The 22,447-nt window shown below is 59.8% G+C and carries 20 protein-coding genes and 1 pseudogene; 10 read left to right on the top strand and 11 right to left on the bottom strand.

Features of this window, described 5'->3' with window-relative positions:
- Positions 1-5: 5 nt before the first annotated feature.
- From E5790_RS20195 to E5790_RS21955, 3 genes are all read left to right on the top strand, one after another.
- Positions 6-1,067, top strand: coding sequence for an XdhC/CoxI family protein (locus E5790_RS20195; RefSeq protein ID WP_111205750.1), 1,062 nt, complete (start codon positions 6-8; stop codon positions 1,065-1,067).
- Complete coding sequence (locus tag E5790_RS20200; protein WP_111205751.1) at positions 1,043-1,669, top strand: nucleotidyltransferase family protein; 627 nt, start codon at positions 1,043-1,045, stop codon at positions 1,667-1,669. The genes E5790_RS20195 and E5790_RS20200 overlap by 25 nt, the downstream gene beginning before the upstream one ends.
- Before the next feature lie 308 nt (positions 1,670-1,977).
- Positions 1,978-2,118, top strand: coding sequence for a hypothetical protein (locus E5790_RS21955; RefSeq protein WP_154344211.1), 141 nt, complete (start codon positions 1,978-1,980; stop codon positions 2,116-2,118).
- Positions 2,119-2,244: 126 nt separating this feature from the next.
- Here E5790_RS21955 and E5790_RS20210 read toward each other — a convergent pair whose 3' ends face one another.
- Positions 2,245-2,601 carry a hypothetical protein gene (locus E5790_RS20210; RefSeq protein WP_049439759.1) on the bottom strand — a complete coding sequence of 119 codons (357 nt, stop codon included), beginning with the start codon at positions 2,599-2,601 and terminating at the stop codon, positions 2,245-2,247.
- A 455-nt stretch (positions 2,602-3,056) separates the two neighbouring features.
- A complete protein-coding gene (locus tag E5790_RS20215) occupies positions 3,057-3,812 on the bottom strand; it encodes a tetratricopeptide repeat protein (RefSeq protein WP_049439761.1) in 756 nt (251 codons plus the stop codon).
- Positions 3,813-4,022: 210 nt separating this feature from the next.
- Between E5790_RS20215 and E5790_RS20220 the strand changes: the two genes are divergently transcribed.
- From E5790_RS20220 to E5790_RS20245, 5 genes and pseudogenes are all read left to right on the top strand, one after another.
- Positions 4,023-4,694, top strand: coding sequence for a hypothetical protein (locus E5790_RS20220; protein ID WP_229653764.1), 672 nt, complete (start codon positions 4,023-4,025; stop codon positions 4,692-4,694).
- 281 nt (positions 4,695-4,975) lie between these two features.
- Entirely contained in the window at positions 4,976-6,181 is a 1,206-nt protein-coding gene (locus E5790_RS20225) for a hypothetical protein (protein WP_049439763.1), read from the top strand.
- 347 nt (positions 6,182-6,528) lie between these two features.
- Positions 6,529-8,172 (top strand): SEC-C domain-containing protein, encoded by a 1,644-nt coding sequence (locus E5790_RS20230; protein WP_111205586.1) that lies wholly within the window; start codon positions 6,529-6,531, stop codon positions 8,170-8,172.
- A gap of 113 nt (positions 8,173-8,285) precedes the next feature.
- Positions 8,286-8,432, top strand: a pseudogene (locus E5790_RS20235) (TraX family protein); the annotation flags it as partial.
- A gap of 515 nt (positions 8,433-8,947) precedes the next feature.
- Positions 8,948-9,412 (top strand): hypothetical protein, encoded by a 465-nt coding sequence (locus E5790_RS20245; RefSeq protein ID WP_111205584.1) that lies wholly within the window; start codon positions 8,948-8,950, stop codon positions 9,410-9,412.
- A gap of 98 nt (positions 9,413-9,510) precedes the next feature.
- On the opposite strand, the gene E5790_RS20250 is transcribed toward E5790_RS20245, so the two are convergent.
- The 9 genes from E5790_RS20250 to E5790_RS20290 all read right to left on the bottom strand — a co-directional run bounded on the left by E5790_RS20250 (position 9,511) and on the right by E5790_RS20290 (position 20,635).
- The gene (locus tag E5790_RS20250; protein WP_080355731.1) at positions 9,511-9,753 is read right to left on the bottom strand and encodes a DUF3653 domain-containing protein; all 243 of its coding nucleotides are present in this window, start codon (positions 9,751-9,753) and stop codon (positions 9,511-9,513) included.
- A 430-nt stretch (positions 9,754-10,183) separates the two neighbouring features.
- Positions 10,184-10,729, bottom strand: a complete 546-nt coding sequence (locus E5790_RS20255) for a hypothetical protein (protein ID WP_126412179.1) — start codon at positions 10,727-10,729, stop codon at positions 10,184-10,186.
- Positions 10,730-11,555: 826 nt separating this feature from the next.
- On the bottom strand, positions 11,556-12,602 hold the full coding sequence (locus E5790_RS20260; RefSeq protein WP_164972404.1) for an ATP-binding protein: 1,047 nt from the start codon (positions 12,600-12,602) through the stop codon (positions 11,556-11,558).
- A gap of 639 nt (positions 12,603-13,241) precedes the next feature.
- The gene (locus tag E5790_RS20265; RefSeq protein ID WP_136191795.1) at positions 13,242-14,474 is read right to left on the bottom strand and encodes a hypothetical protein; all 1,233 of its coding nucleotides are present in this window, start codon (positions 14,472-14,474) and stop codon (positions 13,242-13,244) included.
- Positions 14,467-15,183 (bottom strand): hypothetical protein, encoded by a 717-nt coding sequence (locus E5790_RS20270; RefSeq protein ID WP_049401583.1) that lies wholly within the window; start codon positions 15,181-15,183, stop codon positions 14,467-14,469. The genes E5790_RS20265 and E5790_RS20270 overlap by 8 nt, the downstream gene beginning before the upstream one ends.
- 375 nt (positions 15,184-15,558) lie before the next feature.
- Positions 15,559-15,882, bottom strand: coding sequence for a hypothetical protein (locus E5790_RS20275; protein ID WP_024956858.1), 324 nt, complete (start codon positions 15,880-15,882; stop codon positions 15,559-15,561).
- A gap of 720 nt (positions 15,883-16,602) precedes the next feature.
- A complete protein-coding gene (locus E5790_RS20280; protein ID WP_126412177.1) occupies positions 16,603-16,842 on the bottom strand; it encodes a hypothetical protein in 240 nt (79 codons plus the stop codon).
- A 916-nt stretch (positions 16,843-17,758) separates the two neighbouring features.
- Positions 17,759-18,505 carry a Pycsar system effector family protein gene (locus E5790_RS20285; protein WP_128990601.1) on the bottom strand — a complete coding sequence of 249 codons (747 nt, stop codon included), beginning with the start codon at positions 18,503-18,505 and terminating at the stop codon, positions 17,759-17,761.
- Between the two features lie 597 nt (positions 18,506-19,102).
- Complete coding sequence (locus E5790_RS20290) at positions 19,103-20,635, bottom strand: adenylate/guanylate cyclase domain-containing protein (RefSeq protein WP_111205582.1); 1,533 nt, start codon at positions 20,633-20,635, stop codon at positions 19,103-19,105.
- 133 nt (positions 20,636-20,768) lie between these two features.
- On the opposite strand from E5790_RS20290, the gene E5790_RS20295 reads away from it, so the two are divergent.
- Both E5790_RS20295 and E5790_RS20300 read left to right on the top strand, forming a co-directional pair.
- Positions 20,769-21,689 (top strand): TIR domain-containing protein, encoded by a 921-nt coding sequence (locus tag E5790_RS20295; protein WP_095052052.1) that lies wholly within the window; start codon positions 20,769-20,771, stop codon positions 21,687-21,689.
- A gap of 2 nt (positions 21,690-21,691) precedes the next feature.
- Positions 21,692-22,393: an adenylate/guanylate cyclase domain-containing protein gene (locus tag E5790_RS20300; RefSeq protein WP_197585661.1), complete on the top strand. Its 702-nt coding sequence runs from the start codon at positions 21,692-21,694 to the stop codon at positions 22,391-22,393.
- Positions 22,394-22,447 lie beyond the last annotated feature (54 nt).

Raw genomic sequence — 22,447 nt, forward strand, 5'->3', positions numbered from 1 at the left:
TGCGCATGGACCGACCCGTAGCCTCGCCCACTCTGGAGGTCTCCGCCGCAGGCGGAGGGGAGCCCGGCGATCTTGCCGAGGACCTGTCCGCAGCGCCGGGCTTCCTCGCCGAAGGCAGCCCGCGCGGCGTACTCGAGACGGCCTTGACGCGCGTGCGCGCGGGGGAGCACGCCGTGCTCGCGCTGGTGCTGGAAACCGATGGCTCCACCTACGCCGGTGCCGGCGACATGGTGCTGTTCTGCAACGGCAGCCAGGTCGGCTGGCTGAGCGGCGGATGCCTGGAGCCCGAGCTCGCGCGACGCGCGGAGCAGGTGAGCGCGGCAGGGCGGGTCGACTGGATCGAGATCGACACCCGCAGTGACGACGACCTGTTGAGCGGGTCCGCGCTCGGCTGCCGCGGCCGGCTTCGGATTGCGCTGCTGCCGTTGCGTGCCATGGCCGGCATCGACGACGTTATCGAGGCTTGGTTGCGCGAGGGCGTGTCACTCCAGCGCGACCTTCGCACGTCGGGGCAGGTCGTTTTCCGTGCCGGCCATCGCGAGCAGGCGTGGCAGCTGCATCCGATGGAGGGTACACAGCCCTTTGGCGAGGGCGCGTGGCGTTTGCCGTTGCCCCGGCTTCCGCGGGCCCTGGTGTTGGGGGGCGGTCCCGAAACGCCCTTCCTGGTTCCGCTGCTGCGCGGCCTGGGGTGGCGGGTCAGCGTGGCCGAACGGCGAGCGCGCTGGGCCCCAGCCGGGCAGTGCGCGGATACGCATCTTCAGACCAGCCCGGCCGAGGCCCTTCATGGCGCCCCGTGCGACGCGGCACTGGTGATGCATCACGATTTCGAACTGGACCGGGAGGCGCTGGTGGCCCTGGCTGATACCAACGTCGCGTTCATTGGACTGCTGGGTCCGGGGCGAAGGCGCGAGGACCTGTTCAAGCTGCTGACACCGGATCAGCGCCACCGCCTTTCCCCGAGACTTCGATCACCGGTCGGCCTGAACATCGGCGGCCGAGGGCCAGAGGCGATTTCGCTCAGCATCGCCGCGCAGCTGCAGCAATGGCGAGGCGCGCACGGCAGGTGACTGACGCGCATGCGATCGTCGTGCTTGCTGCCGGCGGGAGCACCCGACTTGGCCAGCCCAAGCAGCTTCTGACCCGGCAGGGCGAGACCCTGGTACACCGCGTAGTGCGGCTAGCGCTGGAGCTCGCGCCAGCGCAGGTCCTGGTCGTGGTGGGCGCGAACGCACAGGCCGTGACATCCAGCGTTGCCGGGCTGGATGCCACTCCGGTAACCAATCACCACTGGGAGCGTGGCCTGGCGAGCAGTCTGCAGGTTGCCGGCGCACACCTGCTGCCCACGGTGACCGCGGTGATGATCGTGGCATGCGACCAGCCCGCAATCGAGCGCTCCAATCTGCAGGCGCTGCTTTCCGGTGCCCGCGCCGCAGCGTCAACGTGCGCGGGCACCCGCCACGGAAATGCGCTTGGCGTTCCCGCAGTCGTGCCGCGCGCCTGGTTCACCCCTGTCGGTGCATCCGGTGACCGCGGCTTCGGAGCGCGCCTGCGGCAACTTCCTGTCGATACAGTGCATGTCCTGCAGGCACCGGAACTCGGCCTGGATATCGATACGCCAGAAGATCTCGCGCGTGCGCGCGATGCGGGCTGGATCGATGCCGGGAGGTGACCTGCATGATCACTGGGCCAATGCCTGTCGCGCAGGTGACGAGCGGCAGGGCTGGAGCCCTAACCCTTGCTGCCCGAGCCCTGTAGAGTCGAGCCATGCTCGACTACGGCACGCCACATCGCGCCCCATCAGGCACATCACTAGCAAGAATCTGCAGCACACGATCCAACAGAACAGGCTCCGGCACGCCAGCCAGTACCTGCTCCAGGTAATCCAACGGCTCCAGCTGCCATTGAAGCAACGTACCAAGCTGCACAATGGCGGGCGCCCGCTGCTCCGCGTCCAGTGAGACCTGCAACAGCAGATTGGTGCGAGCGCCCCTCCAGCCACAGCACGGGTATGCCCCGGCAAAGAACCTGGAACTCGGCATCTCGGTGCCGCTCGACGAACTGGAAGCCCTGTCGTGGCCGAGAGTCCACGAACTGCATCGCCTGGCGGCGCAGTTGTGAGAATCGATCGTCGTTGATGCTTTGGAACGCGACAGGCGAGGGCGCCGGCGTCGCCGGCCACTGCGCCTGTGCCGCAACCACCACCACAAGACAGAGCGCGTTGGCCGCCCAGCGGCACCACGCCACTCACCCCTCCGGATGCAGTCGGGTACTGGCGTGTGCGGTAAGGCCGATTCCGGCCATGATCAGGCCCTCCATGACGCGAGGGCCAACATACTGCTCCAGCTCGCCGTTCTCGCGGGCGCGCTGTGCGGCCAGCAGGATCTCCAGCACCACCCGAAGGCCCGCCAGAGAGCAATCGGTATCTGCCAGGGCGATGCGTCGGCCGGGCATCTGATGGCGTTCCGGCCACGGCTGGCCATCGGAGGCGGCGCCCGAGCCGATGCTGTGCAGCAGGGCGATGAGGGTGTTCGGGTCCAGCGCAGGGCCATTCGCAGGCGTGTCGCGAATCGGGTGCGGGGCAGGGGAGTGGGGCTGGGTCATGGCTGGGCTCCTTGCGTGCATGCAGAAGCCGCCACCGATAAAGGTGGCGGACGGTGCGAGGTTCGAAACCCGGTGTTCGCTAAACCGGCAGGCACAAGGCCTCCACGCACCGCCCGCCATAGCCGGCCGACGGATTGCCAGCCGGCACCACACAGGGTGATGCCGGCTGGCAAGCGTTTACTTCAGCGAACTACCGGGGTTTCGAATCCCGGCCACCTGTTTCCGGTGGCACGGAGAGGAATACGCCCGGCTGTGCGCGATGCCAATGCAGTAAGGCCGATGCCGTCACCACATTCAACATTTTCAGAATCGTTGCATATGGCGCAACGGACCTGGAGCCTTGCGCCGCAAGGCTGTTGTCGATGTCGGCGGTGCACGCCTGACGAGTGTCGGCATCCGCCCGGCGGGGCCGTGAACGAGGCGGATGCGACAGGGTTGCCAAAGGCCGCCAGGCGTCAGTAGCCCTTCAACGCGACCTTGGTCCGTTCCAGCCATGCGGCATTGTGGCTGCGTGCGTGACGCGACCAGTGCTGGGCATCATCGATGATGCTGGCGAACAGGCTGCGGGCCTGCTCACGATCGTCGGGCTGCGGCTGTGCCATCAACCACTCGGCGTACAGGCAGCGGGCGGCGGCATCGTTTCCGCATTCCACGGCGCGCTCGAACGCGGTACGGGTGCCGGGCGCTTGGGCAGCCGCCAGTGCCTGCGCGTAAAGCAGGGTCTGTTCCGGCTTGCGGCGCCCATCCGGATGGCGGGCGAACAGGCCGTCCAGCGTCTCCGCCGCAAGCGCGGGCTGCCCGGAATCGAGGCGGGCACGGGCAAGGCCGGTCAGGATGTAGGGATCGTCGCCCAGCGGCGAGCTGGCCGCCTGCTCCAGCAGGGTTCTGGCTTCCTCGGCCTGGCCGGCATCCAGCAGCGTCATGCCCAGGCGAACCCGATTCTGCACGGTGGGCGTACGCGCCAGTTCGGCACGCGCGTTGCGCAGGTCCTGGCCCGGGTCCATGAGCTGCTTGGCGGAGCGGATTGCCTGCCGCGCGCCGCGCGAGTTGCGGGCTTCCGGGAAGTAGATCGCCAGGAAGTAGACGATGCTGCCTAGCAGTGGGAAGGAGAAGAGCAGGATGAGCCAATAGAGGCTCTGGCCCGAGCGGATGGCGTGCACCGCGAAGTAGATGGCCGCCAGTACGTGGAGTCCGATTCCGATATAGGGCATGTGTGCCGCCTCGTTCCTTGTGAGGGGTGGAACTATAGTGGGGGAGGGGTGGGGCGCCAATGGGCGGGGTGATCGGGCGTGACGCGTCACGTTAATAGGGTGGGTTCTGCAGGACGGAGCGCTGCATGCCACTATGTGGCGGGGCTGCATTGATGGAAGGGGATACATGGAACGTACGCAGAAGACGCTAACGATGGCTGATGTTGCTGGATGGGGTTCGGCGCTCGTCACGTTCGGGTTGATTCAAGGGGCCTTTTATCTGAAGGCGTATTGGGGCACTTCGGCCTGGATCCCTTTCAGTTTGTCGCCGTAAGCGAGCTTGCGCTGGCAGGGCTTGCGGGGATCGGCATGGTGTTGTTCTTCATACTGATTGCGCTGCTGCTTGGAGGGTGGGTCGAGGGGAAGGTGACAGCGACGCCGTCCCCAGCCAATCTGCTGATGTGGCTGACCCTGGCTCTTTGTCTTGTTGGAATGGGCGCCTTGCTTTGGTGGTCCAATGCCTGGCCAATTTTGATAGGTGTGGCGCTGACGGGCATATGTGCAATGGCAGTACGCCTGTCCCCAGTGTTGCCGGCCGCCGTGAAGAACTCGCCGTGGCTGGTCTATGCGCTCGTGATGATTGTCTATGTCCCGATCTCTTCAAACTGGCTTGGCTTCGAACGCGCCAAGGCGATTACTTCTGGCAGCAGCGAGTACACGGTCAATGTGACCATTGATGAGAAGGTGCAAGGTAGCCTGGGTTTGGTGGGGCGCTTGGGGGACAACTATGTGTTCTGGGACATGGCACAGAAGACTGCAGTTCTTGTGCCTGTGGGCGGCGTGAGAAGGCTGGTGATTGCGCAAAAAAACGTTTTGCCTGACAAGTCAGTCCAGTCGCGATAAGGGATGTTTATCGGGAGTAGAGGGGTGTGCACTTACGGGCGAGAGTGGCCATTTCGGACGCTTACGCTTCTTCTAGGAAGCACCTGCTATCCACCACCGTCCATGTCGGGAGCAGGGCTCTTCAGTTACACCCTTCTTGCCGAGCAGCATCCTTCCCCGAACTAAGGACCGCACCCAGTGCTTGAATAAACTCGCGAACTTCCGGCCGCGATCAACGAGACCAAGGTATAATTCTCTTCGCGGCTCACGACAATTCCATTGCTTTGTTGGAGATTGAATTGATGGATAAGATTTCGCTCAAGTTTGAAGAGGGCCTGTTGCTGCCGGGAACTTACATCATAAGCAAGGAAGACTTCATTGCGGAGTTCTGTAGCAGTCCCGAGAAGACCTTCGGCCATTATCAAGAGATGGCTCGCTCGAAATTCCTCAAGCCATTCCTGGATATTTACGAATGGGCCGAGGAGGCTGGGGCAACGTCAATTGTCGTCGGAGGGTCATTCGTATCGCGCAAAAATGATCCCAATGACCTGGATGTAGTGATCTTTTTCGCCACATCTTCGCAGGTCCCACACGGCCGGGAACGCTACGACATAGATGGCCTCATGCTCGATGTGCAACTTCTTGCGGAGGACCAGCCCGAGATCGCTAGTGCATACCTTGAATTACTGGGGACCACCCGATCCGGCGCTAGGCACGGCTTGGTCCAGGTAAAGATGCACAGCTCTGTGCAAACCTTCTACAGGCCTGAGCAGTCGTCACAGAGCCTTGAGATAGTCAAGGTTGCATACTTGGGCCGGCGCTGGTCGAAACAGCAGACAACGAAGGGGGTTATCGTACCGTTGCACGGGATTCGAACGCATGCGGACGGATGGCTACCACGCCTGTGTCTATCTGCGAGCACGTCAGGATGGGCTGTTGCTCCCTATGTGTACGGGTATCGATCTGCAAACGTCCTTCGCAATGAGGAGGAGAAGGCTGAAATCGTTGAGGGGTTTAGATCCTGGCTGATTGATGTCCGAAAGGAATATGAGGGTCCAATTTCCATCGTGGCGCACTCTTTCGGGAGCTACATAGTGGGTCGTTACCTGTCCAATGCCGGTGATATTTCGGAGAAATTCGAGTGCGTAATCCTGTGCGGTTCGATACTCACAACTAATTTCGATTGGGGTGATTTCATTGATCGAGGCATCGTAGGACGAGTCTTGAATACTATTTCAGAAGAAGATGAGTGGGTTAGGTATATTCCAGACGGCGGCATACGTTTTCTGGCGAAGGACGATCTGTTTGGCGCCGCCGGAAAATCTGGCTTCGTCAAGGAGCATCCTCAGCTGTGTCAAATTCGTAGCGCATTGCTGACTCATAACAATGTGTTTCGTGAGGACGTAGTGACCGCCCAATGGCTACCCTATCTGGAAGCATCGAAGGGAGCTCTAGAGCAAAAGGCCTTCCAGCTCTTGCTAGAAAGGCTTAAGTCCGAGACTATGTAACTGGCTGTCAATGTGCATAGGTTTGTTCATGCTGCACACAGCCTCTCGCCAAGGATCCTGGGCACCCGCAGGGAACTGTCGATCCTTCTTTGAGTGCATGGCCGTCAGACTTATTTGCTAGCTCGGCAACTGGATAGACCGCTTCTGGCCGAGTGCGGGCCTTGAGCAGGGACGGAGATTAGGAAGATTTATCGAGGGTAGGGGAGGGCTGTTCCCGCCCCGATGCGGAGGCTGTAAAGTAGCGGCGAGGCTACATCGAAGTGATTTCTGCTCTATACGGGCATTTAAATAACTGAATGTGCGACTGAGGTGGTCTCCCTCAAGGAAGAACAGCGAACGAGCGATCTATGGGCGGAACTAAGCCAGGCAGGAATGAACTTTGTCCGTGTGGAAGCGACAAGAAGTTCAAGCGCTGCCACGGCGGCCTCAATGTCAATTACGAAGAGATGATCTCGCGAGGTGCGGAGGAAGCCAAGCGCAGGGCTGAGATCAATCGGATACAGCAGCAGCGACAGCAAGGCCTAGGTCGCCCAATCATCGCCGACCAGACTGCCGGCAAGCGGATCGTCGCTGTGGGCCATCGCCTATTTCAAGGCGAATGGCCAACCTTTCATGACTTCCTCTATAGCTACATCCTTGACGTTCTGGGGCATGACTGGTTCGAAGCCCAGACGCAACTGGAACACAACGAACGTCACCCTGTCATTCAGTGGCATGAAAGGTTCCTGCTGGCGTCGAAAGCCGCCGACCTGGCGCCAGGCGAGACACGCCAGACGCTGATGACCGGCGCAATCAGCGCATTTCTAACGCTGGCGTATGACCTCTACATCCTAGAGCACAACAACGTCCAAACGCGCACCCCACAGCTGCGGAAGTTACTGATCGGTCGCTTGAAGTGCCAAGATCAGTTCATCGGGGTGCGTTATGAGATCCGTGTTGCGGCCATACTTTTGAGAGCGGGATTCGAGCTGGAATGGGAAGACGAAACCGATCGCCGAACCAAGCATGTGGAATACACAGCCACCTATCCGCGCACCGGCAAAGCTTTTGGCGTGGAGTGCAAGATCCGAAACCAGGACACTGCGAAGCAGGCGAACCAGCATCTTGGGAGGTTTGCTGGGCTGGTAAGTGATGCGCTGAAGAAGACAACCCCTCATGACCGTTTGATCTTCGTCGATCTGAACATGCACGCCTATCCCTATGTTCCGGGCGGACCACATGATTGGCGAACGATCGGCATCAACACGCTTCGAAGGTTCGAGGCACAACCAAAGGCGGCGACCCTGCCCCCCGCCGTGGTGTTCATCACCAACTATCCTGACCATCACCACCTTGATACTCAGGTTCCTGATGCTGGAGCCGCCATTGAGGGCTTCAAGATCGATGACTATCGGACCGGTGAGATCCTGACCCTGTCGCAGAAGATAGGGATGCGTGTACGTAATCCTGAGATCGAGGCACTCGTAGCATCGATCCAGGAACATATCGACCTGCCTTCCACGTTTGAGGGGGAAATTCCTGGGCTGCCGTCAAACCGCCTGCTCATCGGCCACCGATATCAGATGGACGATGGCGTGGTGGGCACGTTGAAAGACGCCTGTGTGATGAGCGACAACGGGGAGGTCGCGTTGATTATTGCTCGGGATGAAGGCGGACAAGCGATCTACACCAACCAGCTTTCGCCTGAGGAATTTGCTGCTTGGAAGCGCTATCCAGAGACGTTCTTCGGGCAGATCCGCCAAGGACCTGGCCCGATCAACGATCCTATTGAACTCTATGACAGATTGAAAGCTACTTACATCCACACCCCGAAAGAGAAGCTGCTTCAATTCATGGGAGAACACGGCGACCAATTTGCTGCACTCACGCAGCCGGAGCTGTTGGATGTCTATGTGCAAGGCATGGTGAACGCCGTGATGGAGCGGGCGGGGGCGCAAGAAGTCCCGGTGCATATCCAAAGGATGAAGCCGCCGCCGACTCGAACTATTTAGGAGATAACTCACCTAGGTATTGGACGAGCTCGTCGGTGGCCGGGTTGATGCCTACCAATGCGAAAGCGGCTTCAATCTCCGAACTTGGCAAGTGCGCCGCACCCATGCGCATAAACCTGTGGGCGCTCGCGGCGGTTCCGGTGGCGCTTGGCCTGTCTCAGGTGGCGTGGCCGGTACCACGTGGCCGGTGGGCCTTCTACGGCTACTACGTGGGCCATCTGGCTTGCCTTGGGCTTGTGGCGCTTATACTGCCGCCGTGAGCGCCAGCCATTTCCTTGGTGCTCAAGCATCAGGGGGATGCCATGTTCACAAGGATTGCAGCCGGATTGCTGCTGTGTGCACTCGCCGCGCCTGCGGTCGCCCAGCAGATTTACAAGTGCGTTACCAAGGCAGGGACCGAATACCAGTCAACGCCGTGCGCCAATGGTGAGGCGGCGAAGACGTGGGCCGTCGAGGTAGCGCCTCGATCTGAGGGCGTCATTGAGAATGAGCGTCGCCTCGACGCCATTCGACAGCAGAATTCAGCGTCTATCGCGCCTCGACCTGCACCAACGCGTCCTGTGTATCGAAATGGCGGTGGTGGCGGACGCCTCCACAGCATTTCCCAGTACAAGGACCCTGACGCATGCGAGGCCGCCAAGGCTGAGCGTGAGCGCGTTTTCCGCATGTACGGCTCCAACCGGCCCTACATGGTTGGTCGCCGCATGGATGATATGGTTTGGTCGGCCTGCAAATAGCCAACCACTGAAGAGCTCTTCGTATTGGAGAGTGAGAAATGAAAGACATAGACGAACGTCTCGAACACGCTGAGGATCGCGCCAAAGAATTCTTTGCCCGATTCAATCGGCAGAATGAGTACGCGATCCCGCTGCTCCAAGGTCATCTTTACGCCGAGGAGCAACTTGAAAGCATCGTTCTTTCAGTTTTCGATCATCCAGATTGCGTGATCGACGCAAGATTGAATTTTTGGACGAAGACGAAGCTCGCGATGGCGGTAGTCGGGGGAGACCCTCAGTTGTGGAAGGCTGTTGAGAAGCTAAATTCTGCTCGTAATGAGCTCGCCCATGGGAGAGACGCTGCACACCTGGAGCGTAAGATCGATTCTCTCATCGCAGCTATGCCGCTTAGACGCGTCGAGCAATTACTCAATGCTCAAACGAGACTCGATCGGATGAAGATCTCAGTAGCCCTCATTTGCGGCTCTCTCGCACGCATGGCGGACAACTGTCAGAGGACATGACTGGGGTGTAGGGGCGGGCGCCCCTACGGAAAACGCCTCATCCGCGCTGGCGAGGCCTCGGCCCCGATCCTGGTAGGACTGCCGCTGGTGGCTCGGCGTCAGGCCCACGCGACTGCAGCACGATTGTTCCCAAGTATTGAGCAATGGGAATCTGGCGCCGAGCGTGCAGCTTCCATCATCCGGCGCCATTCCTGCGCTTGGCAGGCGGTGAGCGACAGCCAGGCCAAATCTTCAGGAAGCAGCTCGCGGCCTTCAGGCGTGATCAGACGATCACCGAGGAAAGAAAAACCGGCCCAAGGGCCGGTCAGGTCAATACGGTGGCGCGGGTCGAACTCAATCATGCCGCGATCTCATCCTTGGCCGGGGACTGAGGACGCAGGCAAGAGTGTCTGCCGCACCGAAAACGCCCGGCCTCTAACGCATTGATTTTAGAAGATATGGATGGGGTGAGCTTAGCCTCTTCCTGGCAGCTTCCGTCCACCAAAGATGCCCGATATTTCCGGAAGTCCACCAAAGATGCCCGATATTCCCGGAAGTTCACCAAAGACGCCCGGCATTTCCAGAAGTACATAAATAACGCCCAACAGTTCCGGAAGCCCATAAAACACGCCCACGACTGCCGGGGGTTCATTAGAATTGCCAATTAGCCCACGCGGCGGCAAAGCCTCCCCTTGTGTTGCGTACTCGCATGAAGGCTACTGCCGTTCGCAGTCCGGCACGAGACAGTGCCGTTGCCCCAATGATGGCAAAAATTGCTAAGAACTGCCTGCCTTAGGATTTCTGCTGGATTCTAGCTGTTTTTCGAGGTGTCACCCAGGCGACCCGGACTTCTCTCAAGGAACGGGCGGAACCCTGAAGCTCGATGACCGGATACCCACCTGAAGGCAGTACATCCTTCGGATTCAGCTTGAACACCCTTGCAAGCGTCAACGCCAAGCCTTCCTCATAAGCGGTTGCCAGAACCCACACAAGCGCGTCGACCAAGGCGGATCTTCCCTTAATGCTGTCCAATACCGAAGCGACGATTACGGAAGGGGACCTATCCGGCTTGTCGTTCGCGATACCAAAGGCCGCAGCGGCCAGCTCCAGCGCTGTGCCGCACGCTAACGTTACCATCGGGTCGACAACCGAGAGATTGAGCCAAGTCGCGCCGCTGGCAGAAACACCATAGGGAGCTAGGAACGACTCGTGCCGCTCTACCTCAGTGGGTCCTTGGGTGTCGTAGTGCGTTGAGCGGAAGCTCAGGACAGATAGGCCTTCAAGTCCGACCCTGGCGCATGCCGCTGCAGTGGCCCGCGTCAAAGCATCGTAGGCCATCAATGGGAGCGGAGCGCACATGAGGCCCGAGTTGCCGCCAATCATTGCCCAGCCCCAGAACGCCCCTGGCTCCGGATCGTCAGCGGATGGCTGGAAAGCCTCATACCTTACGTGAGCATTGCCATCGTCCTGGTGGACGGGCGGCATAGGAGTCGTTCTATCAATCAGGCGCGCCAGAGCTGAAGGCCAGCTTTGCGCATCACTGGGGAAGTGAATCACTCGGCCTGCCCGCTGGCGTGATGCCCAATGAAGGTAGTCATCCACCCACTGCGACACTTCACGAGCGGGAAATTGCCTGACGTCCAGTAGCGCTGTGTGGGCGTCGATTGGCTGAAATCCACAAGTACAAGTCCCGAGACCACCGGAGTGGTCAAAACTGGTGCCCAGCGTCCTTCCGCATGCCTCGCAGTGGCTGATGAGCTTCTCGCCATGCCAAGGGCACGCAGAGATGGAAGGAAGGAGAAATAGTGAACAATGGTAGCCGTGAAGTGCGCATGCGGGGCACCGCATATATGGAAGCTCACTACCCGCGAGAAGTCGAAGTGATTGAACTGGAAGCCACGCGGCCGGATTCCATAGATTCTTCGTTGTGACGTCACGGACTTCGATGGCTGACGCAAAAGTATCCTGCACCCGGCCCGGCAGAAGCAAAGGGCGGAGCATGGAGCGCCCAGTCTTACGCCTCACCCCCATGATCATGAGTTGCTCACTTGTTGGCATGCCCAGTGCAACGATCCGCTGCAGCACGCCGTAGCCCGATATGTATGGATAGAACTCATGCTCTGCGCCGACAATCCGAGGCGTAGAAGGATTTACGGCGCGAGAGCTATTCATTGCTTCCCCCTACCTGGTTTGCCGTATTCTGTATCTTCTCAATGATGGCGATTGCCTTGTCGGACATCTTCTCGCGCATGCGAATGAACTCGGTTCGCAGGTACCCGACATGCACAAGCGCAGCACGGACGTCAGATGGAGTGAAGCGTTCGAAACTCTGCTGAAACCAAGCGTTCGTTAGCAGATTCCGCACGGTCGATGTGAAGGAGCACATCGGCCAGCCACTATGTTCGGGAAGTCCCACCTCCCTCCGGAGGGCGGACACAGCATCGCAAATCATCTCCGTTTCAGATTCCAGCCGCCATCCGCGATCAAATGCGTCGGTGGCGAAGTATCTAGAAAATGGCATGTCCTCTGTCGGCCACCATGCTGCGCCGTCGTAGCGCGACAGGGCATGCCTGACTTCATCTCGCGCCGCAAGAGGAAGAAATGGGGCTGAGTCCAGAAACCACCGGCGAACAACATGTGACGGATGGTGCTGCCACATGTCGCCAAGCTCGATGCCCTGCTGGTCACTTTGGTACACAAAGACCAAAAAGAGAGTAAGCCTGTCCTTGCTCATCAAGTTATCAAGATCTTCTAAGCACTGAAACTCAAGATTGGTGAGCCGTTGAGCACTGTCGATGAACAATACGTACCTGCGTACGTCGGCGTGCCCACACGCGGCGCGCATGTGATTGTGTACTCGTGCCCTCAGCTCGTGAGGCCTGGCCGATGACCAGCGCGGCATTCCCAGTTGATGTGAAAGCGCGTGCCAGAAGCTCAGCGGGCTCCTGCATGCATCTGAGGTTGCGACGATTGCCCTGGCCACACCTGCGCGGCGTCCGTCCTCCACGAGCCAGCGCCAGTCGGTTTCGACTAGATAGTCTTGCGCCGTGGATTTGCCAACCCCGCTCTCTGAATAAAGAGAGCATCCATGATGACCCTGCTGAATGTTGTACAGAACGAAATCCGCCATGCGTTCGACAGGCTTCGTGTTGATACGGTAGCCAGACTCAATGAAAAGTGGATGGTCGGGGTCAAGGCGACGGACGGCCATGATGGCCTCCGCAAGGTCCGATCTAGTCATCAAGATTCACCTTGCCTCCCCGGGGGACTCTTACCGGGATGTGAGCTGGCTGGGACCGAATGTCGGGCAGACGGCCGAAGTGCAACTGCTGCAAGCGCGCAAGTTGGTCGACTGCGGGTTGGGACGTGTCTGCAGTAGATCGAAGATGCGCTATGAAGGCTTCAATTGCACACTCCACGCCAGCGATTGAGAAATCACTGCGCTGTTTGGACCAACGACAGATGATCCTTCGCGTCCTCTCGTCATGCGGCGCGCGCGACCAAGGCGCTCGCGCGGTAGCCACTCCGAATGGCACGGTGGCACTTTGAAGTAGCACGATTGAACGAAGATCGCGCCTATTCACGCGCGCAAGAATCCTGGTGCCAATCAGTCCCCATTTATCGTTAAGGGAAGGGGATCGGTAGTCCGCATACAAGTAGGTGACATGGGGCAACTCCCCATTATCCTTGTTGCCTTTTACGGGCAGGCTTACGATTGTCGAAGCCATATCTGCAGCATCCAGGCCACAGGTTTCCGGCGCAAACGCAAACGCTGACTCTTTGCGATTCGTGAGATACGCTAGCGGCGTCATCTGTCCGAGTGCGGAGTGAGGCGTCGCGTTGTAGTTGGCTATGATGACGTCCAGGAGCTCCTCGAGAAGGTGCATCTGGATGGGATGGGCATCCGGAGAGAAGTTGCTGATCCTGATCTTGTTTCCCCCAGCCGTTTGGCGGGCTCAAAACCGCCGGGGATCTTACGCAGCGCACCACGTTCCAAGCGCGAGAAGAATTGCTCTACAATGGGTCGTGAGCGCGGTGTGTGCGACTTTCCGAAGATCATCACACCTCCCCGAGCCCTGCAGAATGCTGCTTCGAGTGCATGGGCCGAGTGCGCAAGGAAGTTGTCCAGTGCGACAGCGGCCGAGCGCGTGACTATCGGCGTTGCTGCCTGATAGACGGGCATTCCAGCGCCAGGTGCGTAGAAGAGGTCCGGGATCGTCAGGTCCCTGGGAGCCCAGGGTTCCATTGACTTGGACAAGCAGAGCGCTACATCAAGATTGTCATAGCTCTGGCCGACACAGAGAAGCCATCCCGTTACCGCCCTGGATTCAGTCCCTATTTCGATGAGAAGCCATAGCCGTGACACTTTGCGCGTAACACGCGCGCCATTGGGCATATCGATGGAGATCTTGCATTCAACATCGATTTGGTGCGCGTCAAACTCCGTTCTGGCGAACAGGCCCATCCGTACTGCTTGCTCCAAAGCGACAGGAGCGTTCGATGCCGATTGAGGTTCATAAAGGTCCACGTCGGCTACTGCCGACTGCCGCCGCTTGAGCAAAGCAAGCAGCGAGCGCTTCCCCTTGCCAGGATCGTTCAGGGGGAATTTGTCCTCCAGGTTGTGCTGCTTCAGCTCCGCAAGGACTCGTTGGTGCAATTTTACGAACGCGCTTGGAGGGCGGCCCGGCGGCAGATGGGTTGCAAAGCCATCGATCAAGGCTTTAACACTCGGCACAGCTTCGGAGACTTTGTGCCACGCAAATCTTCCTGGAACCAGCGGCAATTCCGCGGGTTCGAAGGAAAGCTCAGTCGAGTAACTGCCCCATGGAATGCATACGCGAAATCCGTGCGGCATGCCATCGTGGGCTATCGTGGGCGCTTTCATTGCCATGCGCTTCAGGCGTTTGTGGCAGATTCCATATCTCCGGGATATAGCGGTGATGGTGGAACGGCCCAGAAGCAAGGCGGTGAGTGCTTCCTTGGCCACGCGGAACTTGGAGAGATGATCTGGTGCAATATCAACCGGATGTGGGGAGTACCACTCGTCGAGTGTCGCCTGATCATAGATTTCGTACCTAGCCATGACGCACCTCCACGAGGGCATCCGGATCCCCTGGGCGATAGTCCACGAGTTGTACGCGGCCGGTGTAGACGAGGCTTGCCACTGCGCAAGCCACTGCGAACCGGGCCTGGCCCGTCTGCAGTTGTAATGCGCTCATGGTGAGGCGCTCAACGTTCTGGAGCATGTCCTCAATCCTCACTTCCAACTGCCTGGCCCCCGCGATCTTTGCATTGGCCCAGACAAGCGGAAGTAGTTCGTAGGCAACAGCGACCTCGCTGGCGCGAGATGCCAGAGAGTTTTCGTGGACAAGTCGCAATACGAGCCCTTGATTCAAGGCCATGTGGATGAGCTCGTCATCTGCGGGAAGCTTGACTAAGCCAACGCTCAGTGAAGCCACCCGTTTTGTAGGGATTACAAACTGGTAGTGCTGGGTGCCATCCCTCCGCCCGACCCAGAAGCTCAACTCAAGGTCGCGCTTCTCGCCTACCGTGATTCGACGCGGCCTCTCAACATACATCTCCACCTGGGGGTCAAATTCGAGCATCAGCGCCTGGCAAAAGTTGACCAGGTCGGCCACCGTTACGGTCCGCCCATTCTTCGGGGACTGAAATACAAAGATTTCGCGGCGGTCGCGCTTGCCGCGTGCTAGCTCGAGAGGGGAATGGGGCAGATGCCCCTCACGGCGGTCTTCGTCCGTCGGTTTGGCGGTCGCGCTTTTTCCTGCGGTCATCATCCTGCTCCTCAGCCGTCGGCTTGCGAACGTCTGCCCGGTCTCGAGATTGGAACAAGGTGCCCATTCAGGTTCGCCTCCGCCATATGAGATGGGGAGGAAATGGGCGCACCCCTCCGCGCGAACGGGAAGTCGCTTGACTTTGTCAAGGAAAAGGGTGAGCCTCAGGGTACAGGCTGAGTTTCACCACCATCTGCTCCAACAGATGTCACTTGCCCCCGCGCCAACGGGGGCAAGTCATTTCCAGGGTTCGGAGATGTTAGTTTCCGGCTCTTGGTACTCTCCTCGGCGCTCGGCGAGCGCATCTTCGGGGACGTCTTGAGTCTGTTCTTGAAACGCTACAAGCCCGGCCCCTTGAGTTTGGGTTGTGGGGCGTCATTCCTGGTTGGGCTTCAGAGCAGCCGCTTCATCTTGCGGGGTGCCAGATACTGCCGGCGGACTGATTGCGGCCCTCAGCCCAACCATCCAGTCGGCGATGTCCATCGCAAAGGCAAATTTGCCGCGGCGGCCGGGCACTTTGAATATCTTCACGGGCAAGGTTCCGCGTGCCTCTGCTTGGCGGAGCGCGTGGCTGGAGCGATAGCCAAGAGCTCGCGGCAAGTTTTCATAGCCGATGAGAGGCCCGAAATGAAAGGTCAATTCTCTTTCGATCTCACGGCGTTCCGGGGCCAGGATTGATTCGTTGGTCCGCTCCGTCATGGCGTGGTCACACCCCGTCGCTTGTGTCCTCCTGATTCTGCCCCTCTAATACGGATGGTGGAAGGAGTAACAAACTCGCGTTTCGTTACCCATCAAAGGTGAATGGGGAGGGGCACGGCCATGGCGCTCAAAGAGATACCCTTTTACGGCGAGGCGCGACTTGCCCGCATGCGTGCAAGCACGAGCATACTTCCCGCCAACCGAGCCGTGTCGTACTGCCTGCGATCACTCAGTGTCGGATTGTGGTTTGAATGCTTGCGAAGCCGAATGGGCCTATCCAGCGCATACGCGCTCGGACAGTCGATATCCCCGGAGCGTCCCGGCTGCCACTCCAATGTGTGGGTGAAATATGCCCATGCGGAACACGTCCCGTCCCAGGCGACGCAGGCAGCAGCCGAGGCGCGCTATCCCGGCTCCCGCATGGTTCTATGTTCACCGGTCTGGGCCGCTCTGAATGTCCACGAGGCACTTGGCGGTTGTGGAGAATCAATACTCATGTCGCTCAGTGCACCTGTGCAACTGGAAGTGTTCAGCGGAGCGAGCTTGCGAGCCGGCATGTTTGTCCGCCGAGACCGTCGGTTACGAGAGATCACCGAGGGCTTGTGCGGGCTGGGCACTCTGGATAGCCTGGCGGCACTAGTGGTGATGTTGAGGGTCGCCCATGAGCAGGGCAGACGGCATGACTGCTTTGCCTTGGGGCGTGCACTGCACGATTGCCTGCTACTGGTGGGGCAGGATAGTCCCATCCAGCTTATTGCCGAAGAGCTGTTCTGGTACTTCAGCCATTTCGTGCTTCCTTTCACAGGGTGCCGGGGTGTTCGGATTGCATCGTCGCGACGCCGCTTGCTCCTGCAGCATGAGGTTCTCTCCCGCCTCGTACTTGAGCTTGAAGACAGCGGGTTCGACTATCTCCCAGGCATGCGTCACCCGCTCTTGCGGGTAGTCCGCAATCAGCAGCATGCTCCGTCTTCGCGCTTCTTCTCGCCCGGCGTCGGACCCTGCAGCGCAACATCGCGGCAGATGGCGCGGTAGCGCTATCAATACAGAGTCTTGTTGAGACGAGGAGGCATCCAGGATGGTGAGCGCAGAGACTAAAGGCTCGACCGATTACGAAATGAGCCGCTTGTGGTGGGCGGCACGGCTGTCGCAGTCGAGTAGAGGCTCAAGATGATTGCCTATCTTGGTTGGGGGTCGCTGGTATGGCAACCCGACGGTCTACCGGTTCGTGGACAGTGGCTGGCAGACGGGCCAACGGTTTGCGTAGAGTTTTTAAGGCAATCCGGCAATGGACGGCTTACGTTGGTCATGCATGCGGCCGCGTCTGCTGTCACCTCCTTCTGGGTTGAGGCTGGTACCGACGACGAGGGCGACGCCAAGCGAGCCTTGCGTGAGCGGGAAGCCATTCCCTCAAAGAACATGGAGCGACACTTGGGGGTCTGGACACATGGCTGTCCAGCACCGGCGAGTATTCCTGGGCTCGCTGACTGGGCCGCTGCTCGCGGGATTACCACTGTGCTATGGACGGCGCTGCCACCGAAGTTCAACGGGGAAAATCAACGCGTCCCATCAGTGGAAGAAGCAGTTGCCTACCTCGCAAGCCTCTCAGGGCAAACTGCGACGCTCGCAGAAGAGTACGTCCGGCGAGCCCCGCCCCAGATTGACACCGTCTATCGTCGTGAGTTTGCTGCACGTCTAGGCTGGCATCCCCTTCCGAAAGGGAGCTAACTGCGACGTGCGTGTGATAGCCGATGGCCAAACTCCGGCAATGGCCAGCACCGTTTCTCACCTTGGGCCGACTTGGGCCGGAAGGCCCGGCCCTGTCAGCGCTGCCCGGGGCTCCGGCTCAACAACTGGATGAGCAGAAGCCACTTGTGTGTCACTTTGCCGGCGGAGGCAGCACAACGATGAGTGCCATCCATGGGGCGATTGCCAGAACAGTGGCAATGTACGCGTACTTCAAACAGCTGAATTTTGACGAGAGAATCTTGGAATTGCGCCAACATTGACCCAGGAGGTCTTCCTCGAACTCCATCAGCGTACGCTCCGCGCACTTCTGCAAGAACTCGTGCTCGGCCATGCTCGACACCCGTTCAAAGAAGATGAGCGAATTTGACCCGCCTCGCAGTTCCGGAAAATATCCGTACCACAGGTGCCAGAAGCTAACAGTAAGCGGTGTAAGGAACAAAACGCCCACAACCGAGATCAGGGCCGTTAGTTCATCAAGTTTCGGCAGCCGCGTCGCGATCATGGCAAGCATGCCCAGGTTGATACCCAGGCCGACCGAGAGTTTTGTGTCTACACGGGAGAAGAAGCCCAAGACCAAATTCAGCTGCTGCCAAGCGGCACTAACGCGGTCGCTTTGATTTGGCGGGTGGCCGCCAGAATTTTGAGGTTCTTGCACGGGGTGAGTTCTCTGTCTTGAGGGATACGGTTTGTGTTCGTTTGATGGCAGATCGAAGACCGCAGATGTCCAGCGTTCCGCAGCAGCGCGCTCCTGCAGCCGCACAATCCTCAAGGAAAGCTGTGTCGGCCAGCGCACATCGGTGCTGTTCCAAGATGAAAGTGACCAGGGCCGCAGCGTGGTCGCCACATGCAGTGATCGCACCGTCAGGATCGCGGCCACATGGGCAGACTGGGGGTCTCCCGACCAAGGTTTCAGTGCGCGTCGACACCCGAGCAAGGAGTAGTTTGCCGTGCCAGAGCTCGAGCCTCCGCTTCTGAGGGCGCGAATCCTTGCGGACCATGAACTGCCCCGCGAGCACATCTGCCTTGAATGCCGGACCCAGTCGTTCGGCTGCCTGCTCAGCATTGGCCTGATGCTGCGCAGCACGACCGTGCGCGCGGCCGTTCTCCGCTCCAGGAAAGACCCGGCGGGCGTTCGCGCCGATCTGGTAGGTCAGGTACTGGTAGACCGTGGCCCACCAATGCCTCGCTGCTGCTTCGTCTTGGATCCGGCTCGGATTGTCTTCTCCCCAGCCGAGGCAGAAGCTACGGTCACCGTTGATATGCCGATCGGGACAGAACCCCGGCAGCATGCCGGGGTCGGCGATCTCGCGCACTGAGACGTGCTCGCCTGCAACGGAGACGAGCAATCTAAATGCGTACTCGGCTCCGCCGGCCCGAACCACTGTGATCCCAACCAGCCCCCCGACAGGGTCTACGATCAACGTGGCACCGTAGTCCGGTGCCACGCGCTGCAGCAGCTCCAAAGGCCTTGGCGTCACGTCGCGGCCACATGAGGACGGATCGGCTGCGCGAGCGCAGGAGCCACTGCGGGTGCCACTTCAGCGTAGTGTGCCTCCAGTGTTGCCTTCGCCACGCGGTCCCCGGATGCGGCGAGTTCCTCCACCGCTGCGGCATAGTCTAGGTTCGCCGCCTTTCGCTTGTCGGTAAAGACGGTCCGTATCGCGGCGCTGGCGGCCTTGTAGGCATTTTCACCAATGGCCGTCTCCACACCGTCGCAGAGTCGTTGTTGGGCTTCAGATTCCAACACCGCTCGCCCCGTGGCACACCGCAGAAGGCTCCCCTTCATGCCCAGGCGGGAAATGGCAAGGGGGCCAAGTTCGAAGCCAATGGCCAATCCCAGCTCTGCCACTTCCGCGCCTTCGGCGCTCAGTTGCTCCAGGGCAGTGGAGAAACTGCTGCGCAATGCACCCGCGCACTGGGCAGCGGTGCTGACCGTGTCCTGCGCATCTGTCGTCCGTGACGTGCCCTCCAGCAGCACCCCATGAAGGCAGTCGCCAATAAAACGGACACGACGCCCGCCAAAATCCTCGTGTACGACCGCATCCAGCTCAGAGCGCAATACGTGCAGTGTTCGAACCAGATGTTCGGGATCCTCCTCTAAGTGCTTGTCCACGAAGTCGGTGAATCCGTCAATGTCGGCATAGATCGAAACGCCATCAAATCGCCTTGAGTTCGCCGCGCTGAGCAGGGAGAAGTCCAGATCAGAAAGCGGAGGCGTCGGTCGACTGAACTTGAATTCGCCGATAGGGAGCTCGGCCTGTTCATCTTTCCAGAGTTCGATGATGCGCGACTTGGAAATGCCGAGTGCAGCGGCCTCGACGCATGCGGAAATCTGAGCATCGGTCAGCGAAGTGGTGCGGTCCTTGTTGCCGGTCAAGGTAGGCAGTTCAAGCACGGCACGTGCGCCGTGCGTCAGGTAGATGCCTTCAGCCCCTCCATGCCCGGCACACTTGGCCGCCTGATTGGCTGGGGAGCCTAAGAAAAGAGGTTCTCGGCTGGCGCGACGACCATTGTTGACGGCCAACGCCATCCCGCTGTCAATGCCGACACGAACCTGGGCATTGGGGATGTGCGCGTCCGAGTCGCCCGTTTCAGCCAGCACATCGATGGCGAGCTGGGCGATCGCAACCGCGCGCTCGATCCGGGCGCGTTCGTTGGCATCGCCGTACGGCTTGGTCACAACCGCATGCAGCCGCTGGTTGTGAAAGTCCACACGGATGGCATCACTTTCAACGAGGATGCGATGGACGGCGCGGTAGTGCTGATTCAGGAATCGAAGGGCCCGCTTGTGGCAGGTTTCACCTTCGATGTCAGTGCAGCTAAGCATGTCCGCCAGATTGACGATGTCGATGTAGACATGCGCCCCTTGGACGCGATAGGCGCGATTGACTGGAATATCCACCAGCGAGGTTTCCCGCTTGTAATCGCGGATGTCCACGTCGCGGACTTCGGCGTAACGGGTGGCAATGCGCTTCTTGGTGCGATCTTTTTTCCAGCTGTGTCCCATCGTGCTACTCCCTGCGCCCAAGAGGAGGCCAGGCCGGGCGGGTCGCGTCGCCTACGGCGTGGCTGGCAGCCGGATTCATTCCAGCTCCTTTGGGCGTATATTGGGACCCAGTTCACACTTTCAAGGGGGCAGTATGGGGACTGGGATCGTCGAGCGCCTCGCGGCGGATGATGGCAGGCGACTGATCGCCGCCTTGGCTGAGTTCCGCCTGCTGGCCGGCTTGGACGCGGCCGCAGCCCAGCTGGCACAGGCCGGGGAATTGCTCGACGTGGGGACAGGGCAGGCCTTTATCACTCAGGACGCCCCAGAGACCGACGTTTTCTTCATTGTCTCCGGCTCCGTGGACGTGCTGGTCAACGGCAAAGTGGTTAATACCCGAAGGGCTGGGGACCACGTCGGCGAAATGGCAGCCATCGAACCGGCGCAACTGCGGGCGGCAACTGTTACTGCACGCGAGCCGACCGTAGTGCTAAAGGTGCCGGAAATCGATTTCAGCAGGATTGCGGATTCACACCCCGTCATCTGGCGGCGGCTGGCCGCGACCCTTTCGCGCCGTCTAAAAGAGCGCAATCACATGATTACCCAACCTCGCGGACAGGTCCGGGTCTTTGTGATGTCGTCGGTGGAGGCGCTCCCTGTCACGCGGTTGCTGGTACAGCACTTCGAGCACGACCCGTTCCTGACGGTGGTATGGGACCACGGGGTGTTCCGCGCCGCCAACTACACACTTGACGAGCTCGAGCGCCAGCTGGAACAGGCAGACTTTGCCATTGCCGTGGCCCACGCGGATGACATGGTCATCAGCCGCGGTGACGAGTGGCCTGTCATGCGCGACAACGTCGTCTTTGAACTGGGTATGTTCATTGGATTCCTGGGGCGTCGGCGCGCCTTCTTGATGGAGCCGCGCGAAGACAAGCTGAAGCTTCCCAGTGATCTCACGGGGCTCACGACCGTCCCCTACCGATACACCCCTGGCCCGGACGCCCGGGCTTTGATTGCACCGGCATGCGAACAAATTCGCTCCCGCATTCTCGAAGCTGGGCCGAGGGACTGACGGTGGCACTGCTGGAAGAGATGACGGCCGCCGTGCAGGCGATAGCACAAACCCGATGGTCTACACGGAGAGGTCAAGTTGTACCCGATCCAGAAGATCTGCGATTGGGCAATGACGCAGTGGAGTTTGATCGTGCCACTGTTTTGTACGCGGACCTGAACGGCTCAACGAATATGGTCGACACCGAAGCCTGGCAGTTGAGTGCAGAGATCTACAAAGCGTTCCTGCACTGTGCAGCGACGATCATCAGGAAAGAGGGCGGCAAGATCACCTCCTACGACGGAGATCGTTTCATGGGCATCTGGGTGGGTGACCGGCAAGCCACGCCGGCGGCTAAGGCCGGGTTGAAAATCAACTATGCGGTCAAGATGATCGTCATGCCAGCGTTGAAACAGCAGTACCCCGACTGGACAGGTACCGTGAGGCATGTCGTCGGAATCGACAGCAGCCCAATCCGAGCTGCTCGCACGGGCATTCGAGGCGGCAACGACATCGTCTGGGTTGGACGCGCGGCCAATCATGCGGCCAAGCTCACGGACCTGGACCTTGCCCCGTCAACCTGGATTACCGATGAGGTGTTCATCCGGTTGGCTGATGAGTTGAAGTACGGTGGAACGCCGCCGACTCTGATGTGGGAGGCGTTCCGCTGGAACCGGCAGGGTGGTCGCCGCATTCACGGATCAGACTGGGCTTGGCGCGTCTAAAGCGCCCTCTGCGGACCCGGCATTCGCAGGGCCAGCATGGCAGGGAAAGGGCGC

Source organism: Stenotrophomonas sp. PAMC25021 (genome assembly GCF_004795795.1).
Classification (GTDB): Bacteria; Pseudomonadota; Gammaproteobacteria; order Xanthomonadales; family Xanthomonadaceae; genus Stenotrophomonas; species Stenotrophomonas muris.

Excerpts from the sequence above, each read along its gene's own strand:
- E5790_RS20195 (WP_111205750.1), top strand. The coding sequence starts at position 6 with ATGGACCGACCCGTAGCCTCGCCCACTCTGGAGGTCTCCGCCGCAGGC.
- E5790_RS20200 (WP_111205751.1), top strand. The coding sequence starts at position 1,043 with ATGGCGAGGCGCGCACGGCAGGTGACTGACGCGCATGCGATCGTCGTG.
- E5790_RS20210 (WP_049439759.1), bottom strand. The coding sequence starts at position 2,601 with ATGACCCAGCCCCACTCCCCTGCCCCGCACCCGATTCGCGACACGCCT.
- E5790_RS20215 (WP_049439761.1), bottom strand. The coding sequence starts at position 3,812 with ATGCCCTATATCGGAATCGGACTCCACGTACTGGCGGCCATCTACTTC.
- E5790_RS20220 (WP_229653764.1), top strand. The coding sequence starts at position 4,023 with ATGGGGTTCGGCGCTCGTCACGTTCGGGTTGATTCAAGGGGCCTTTTA.
- E5790_RS20225 (WP_049439763.1), top strand. The coding sequence starts at position 4,976 with ATGGATAAGATTTCGCTCAAGTTTGAAGAGGGCCTGTTGCTGCCGGGA.
- E5790_RS20230 (WP_111205586.1), top strand. The coding sequence starts at position 6,529 with ATGGGCGGAACTAAGCCAGGCAGGAATGAACTTTGTCCGTGTGGAAGC.
- E5790_RS20245 (WP_111205584.1), top strand. The coding sequence starts at position 8,948 with ATGAAAGACATAGACGAACGTCTCGAACACGCTGAGGATCGCGCCAAA.
- E5790_RS20250 (WP_080355731.1), bottom strand. The coding sequence starts at position 9,753 with ATGATTGAGTTCGACCCGCGCCACCGTATTGACCTGACCGGCCCTTGG.
- E5790_RS20255 (WP_126412179.1), bottom strand. The coding sequence starts at position 10,729 with ATGGCCTACGATGCTTTGACGCGGGCCACTGCAGCGGCATGCGCCAGG.
- E5790_RS20260 (WP_164972404.1), bottom strand. The coding sequence starts at position 12,602 with ATGGCCGTCCGTCGCCTTGACCCCGACCATCCACTTTTCATTGAGTCT.
- E5790_RS20265 (WP_136191795.1), bottom strand. The coding sequence starts at position 14,474 with ATGGCTAGGTACGAAATCTATGATCAGGCGACACTCGACGAGTGGTAC.
- E5790_RS20270 (WP_049401583.1), bottom strand. The coding sequence starts at position 15,183 with ATGACCGCAGGAAAAAGCGCGACCGCCAAACCGACGGACGAAGACCGC.
- E5790_RS20275 (WP_024956858.1), bottom strand. The coding sequence starts at position 15,882 with ATGACGGAGCGGACCAACGAATCAATCCTGGCCCCGGAACGCCGTGAG.
- E5790_RS20280 (WP_126412177.1), bottom strand. The coding sequence starts at position 16,842 with ATGCTGCTGATTGCGGACTACCCGCAAGAGCGGGTGACGCATGCCTGG.
- E5790_RS20290 (WP_111205582.1), bottom strand. The coding sequence starts at position 20,635 with ATGGGACACAGCTGGAAAAAAGATCGCACCAAGAAGCGCATTGCCACC.
- E5790_RS20295 (WP_095052052.1), top strand. The coding sequence starts at position 20,769 with ATGGGGACTGGGATCGTCGAGCGCCTCGCGGCGGATGATGGCAGGCGA.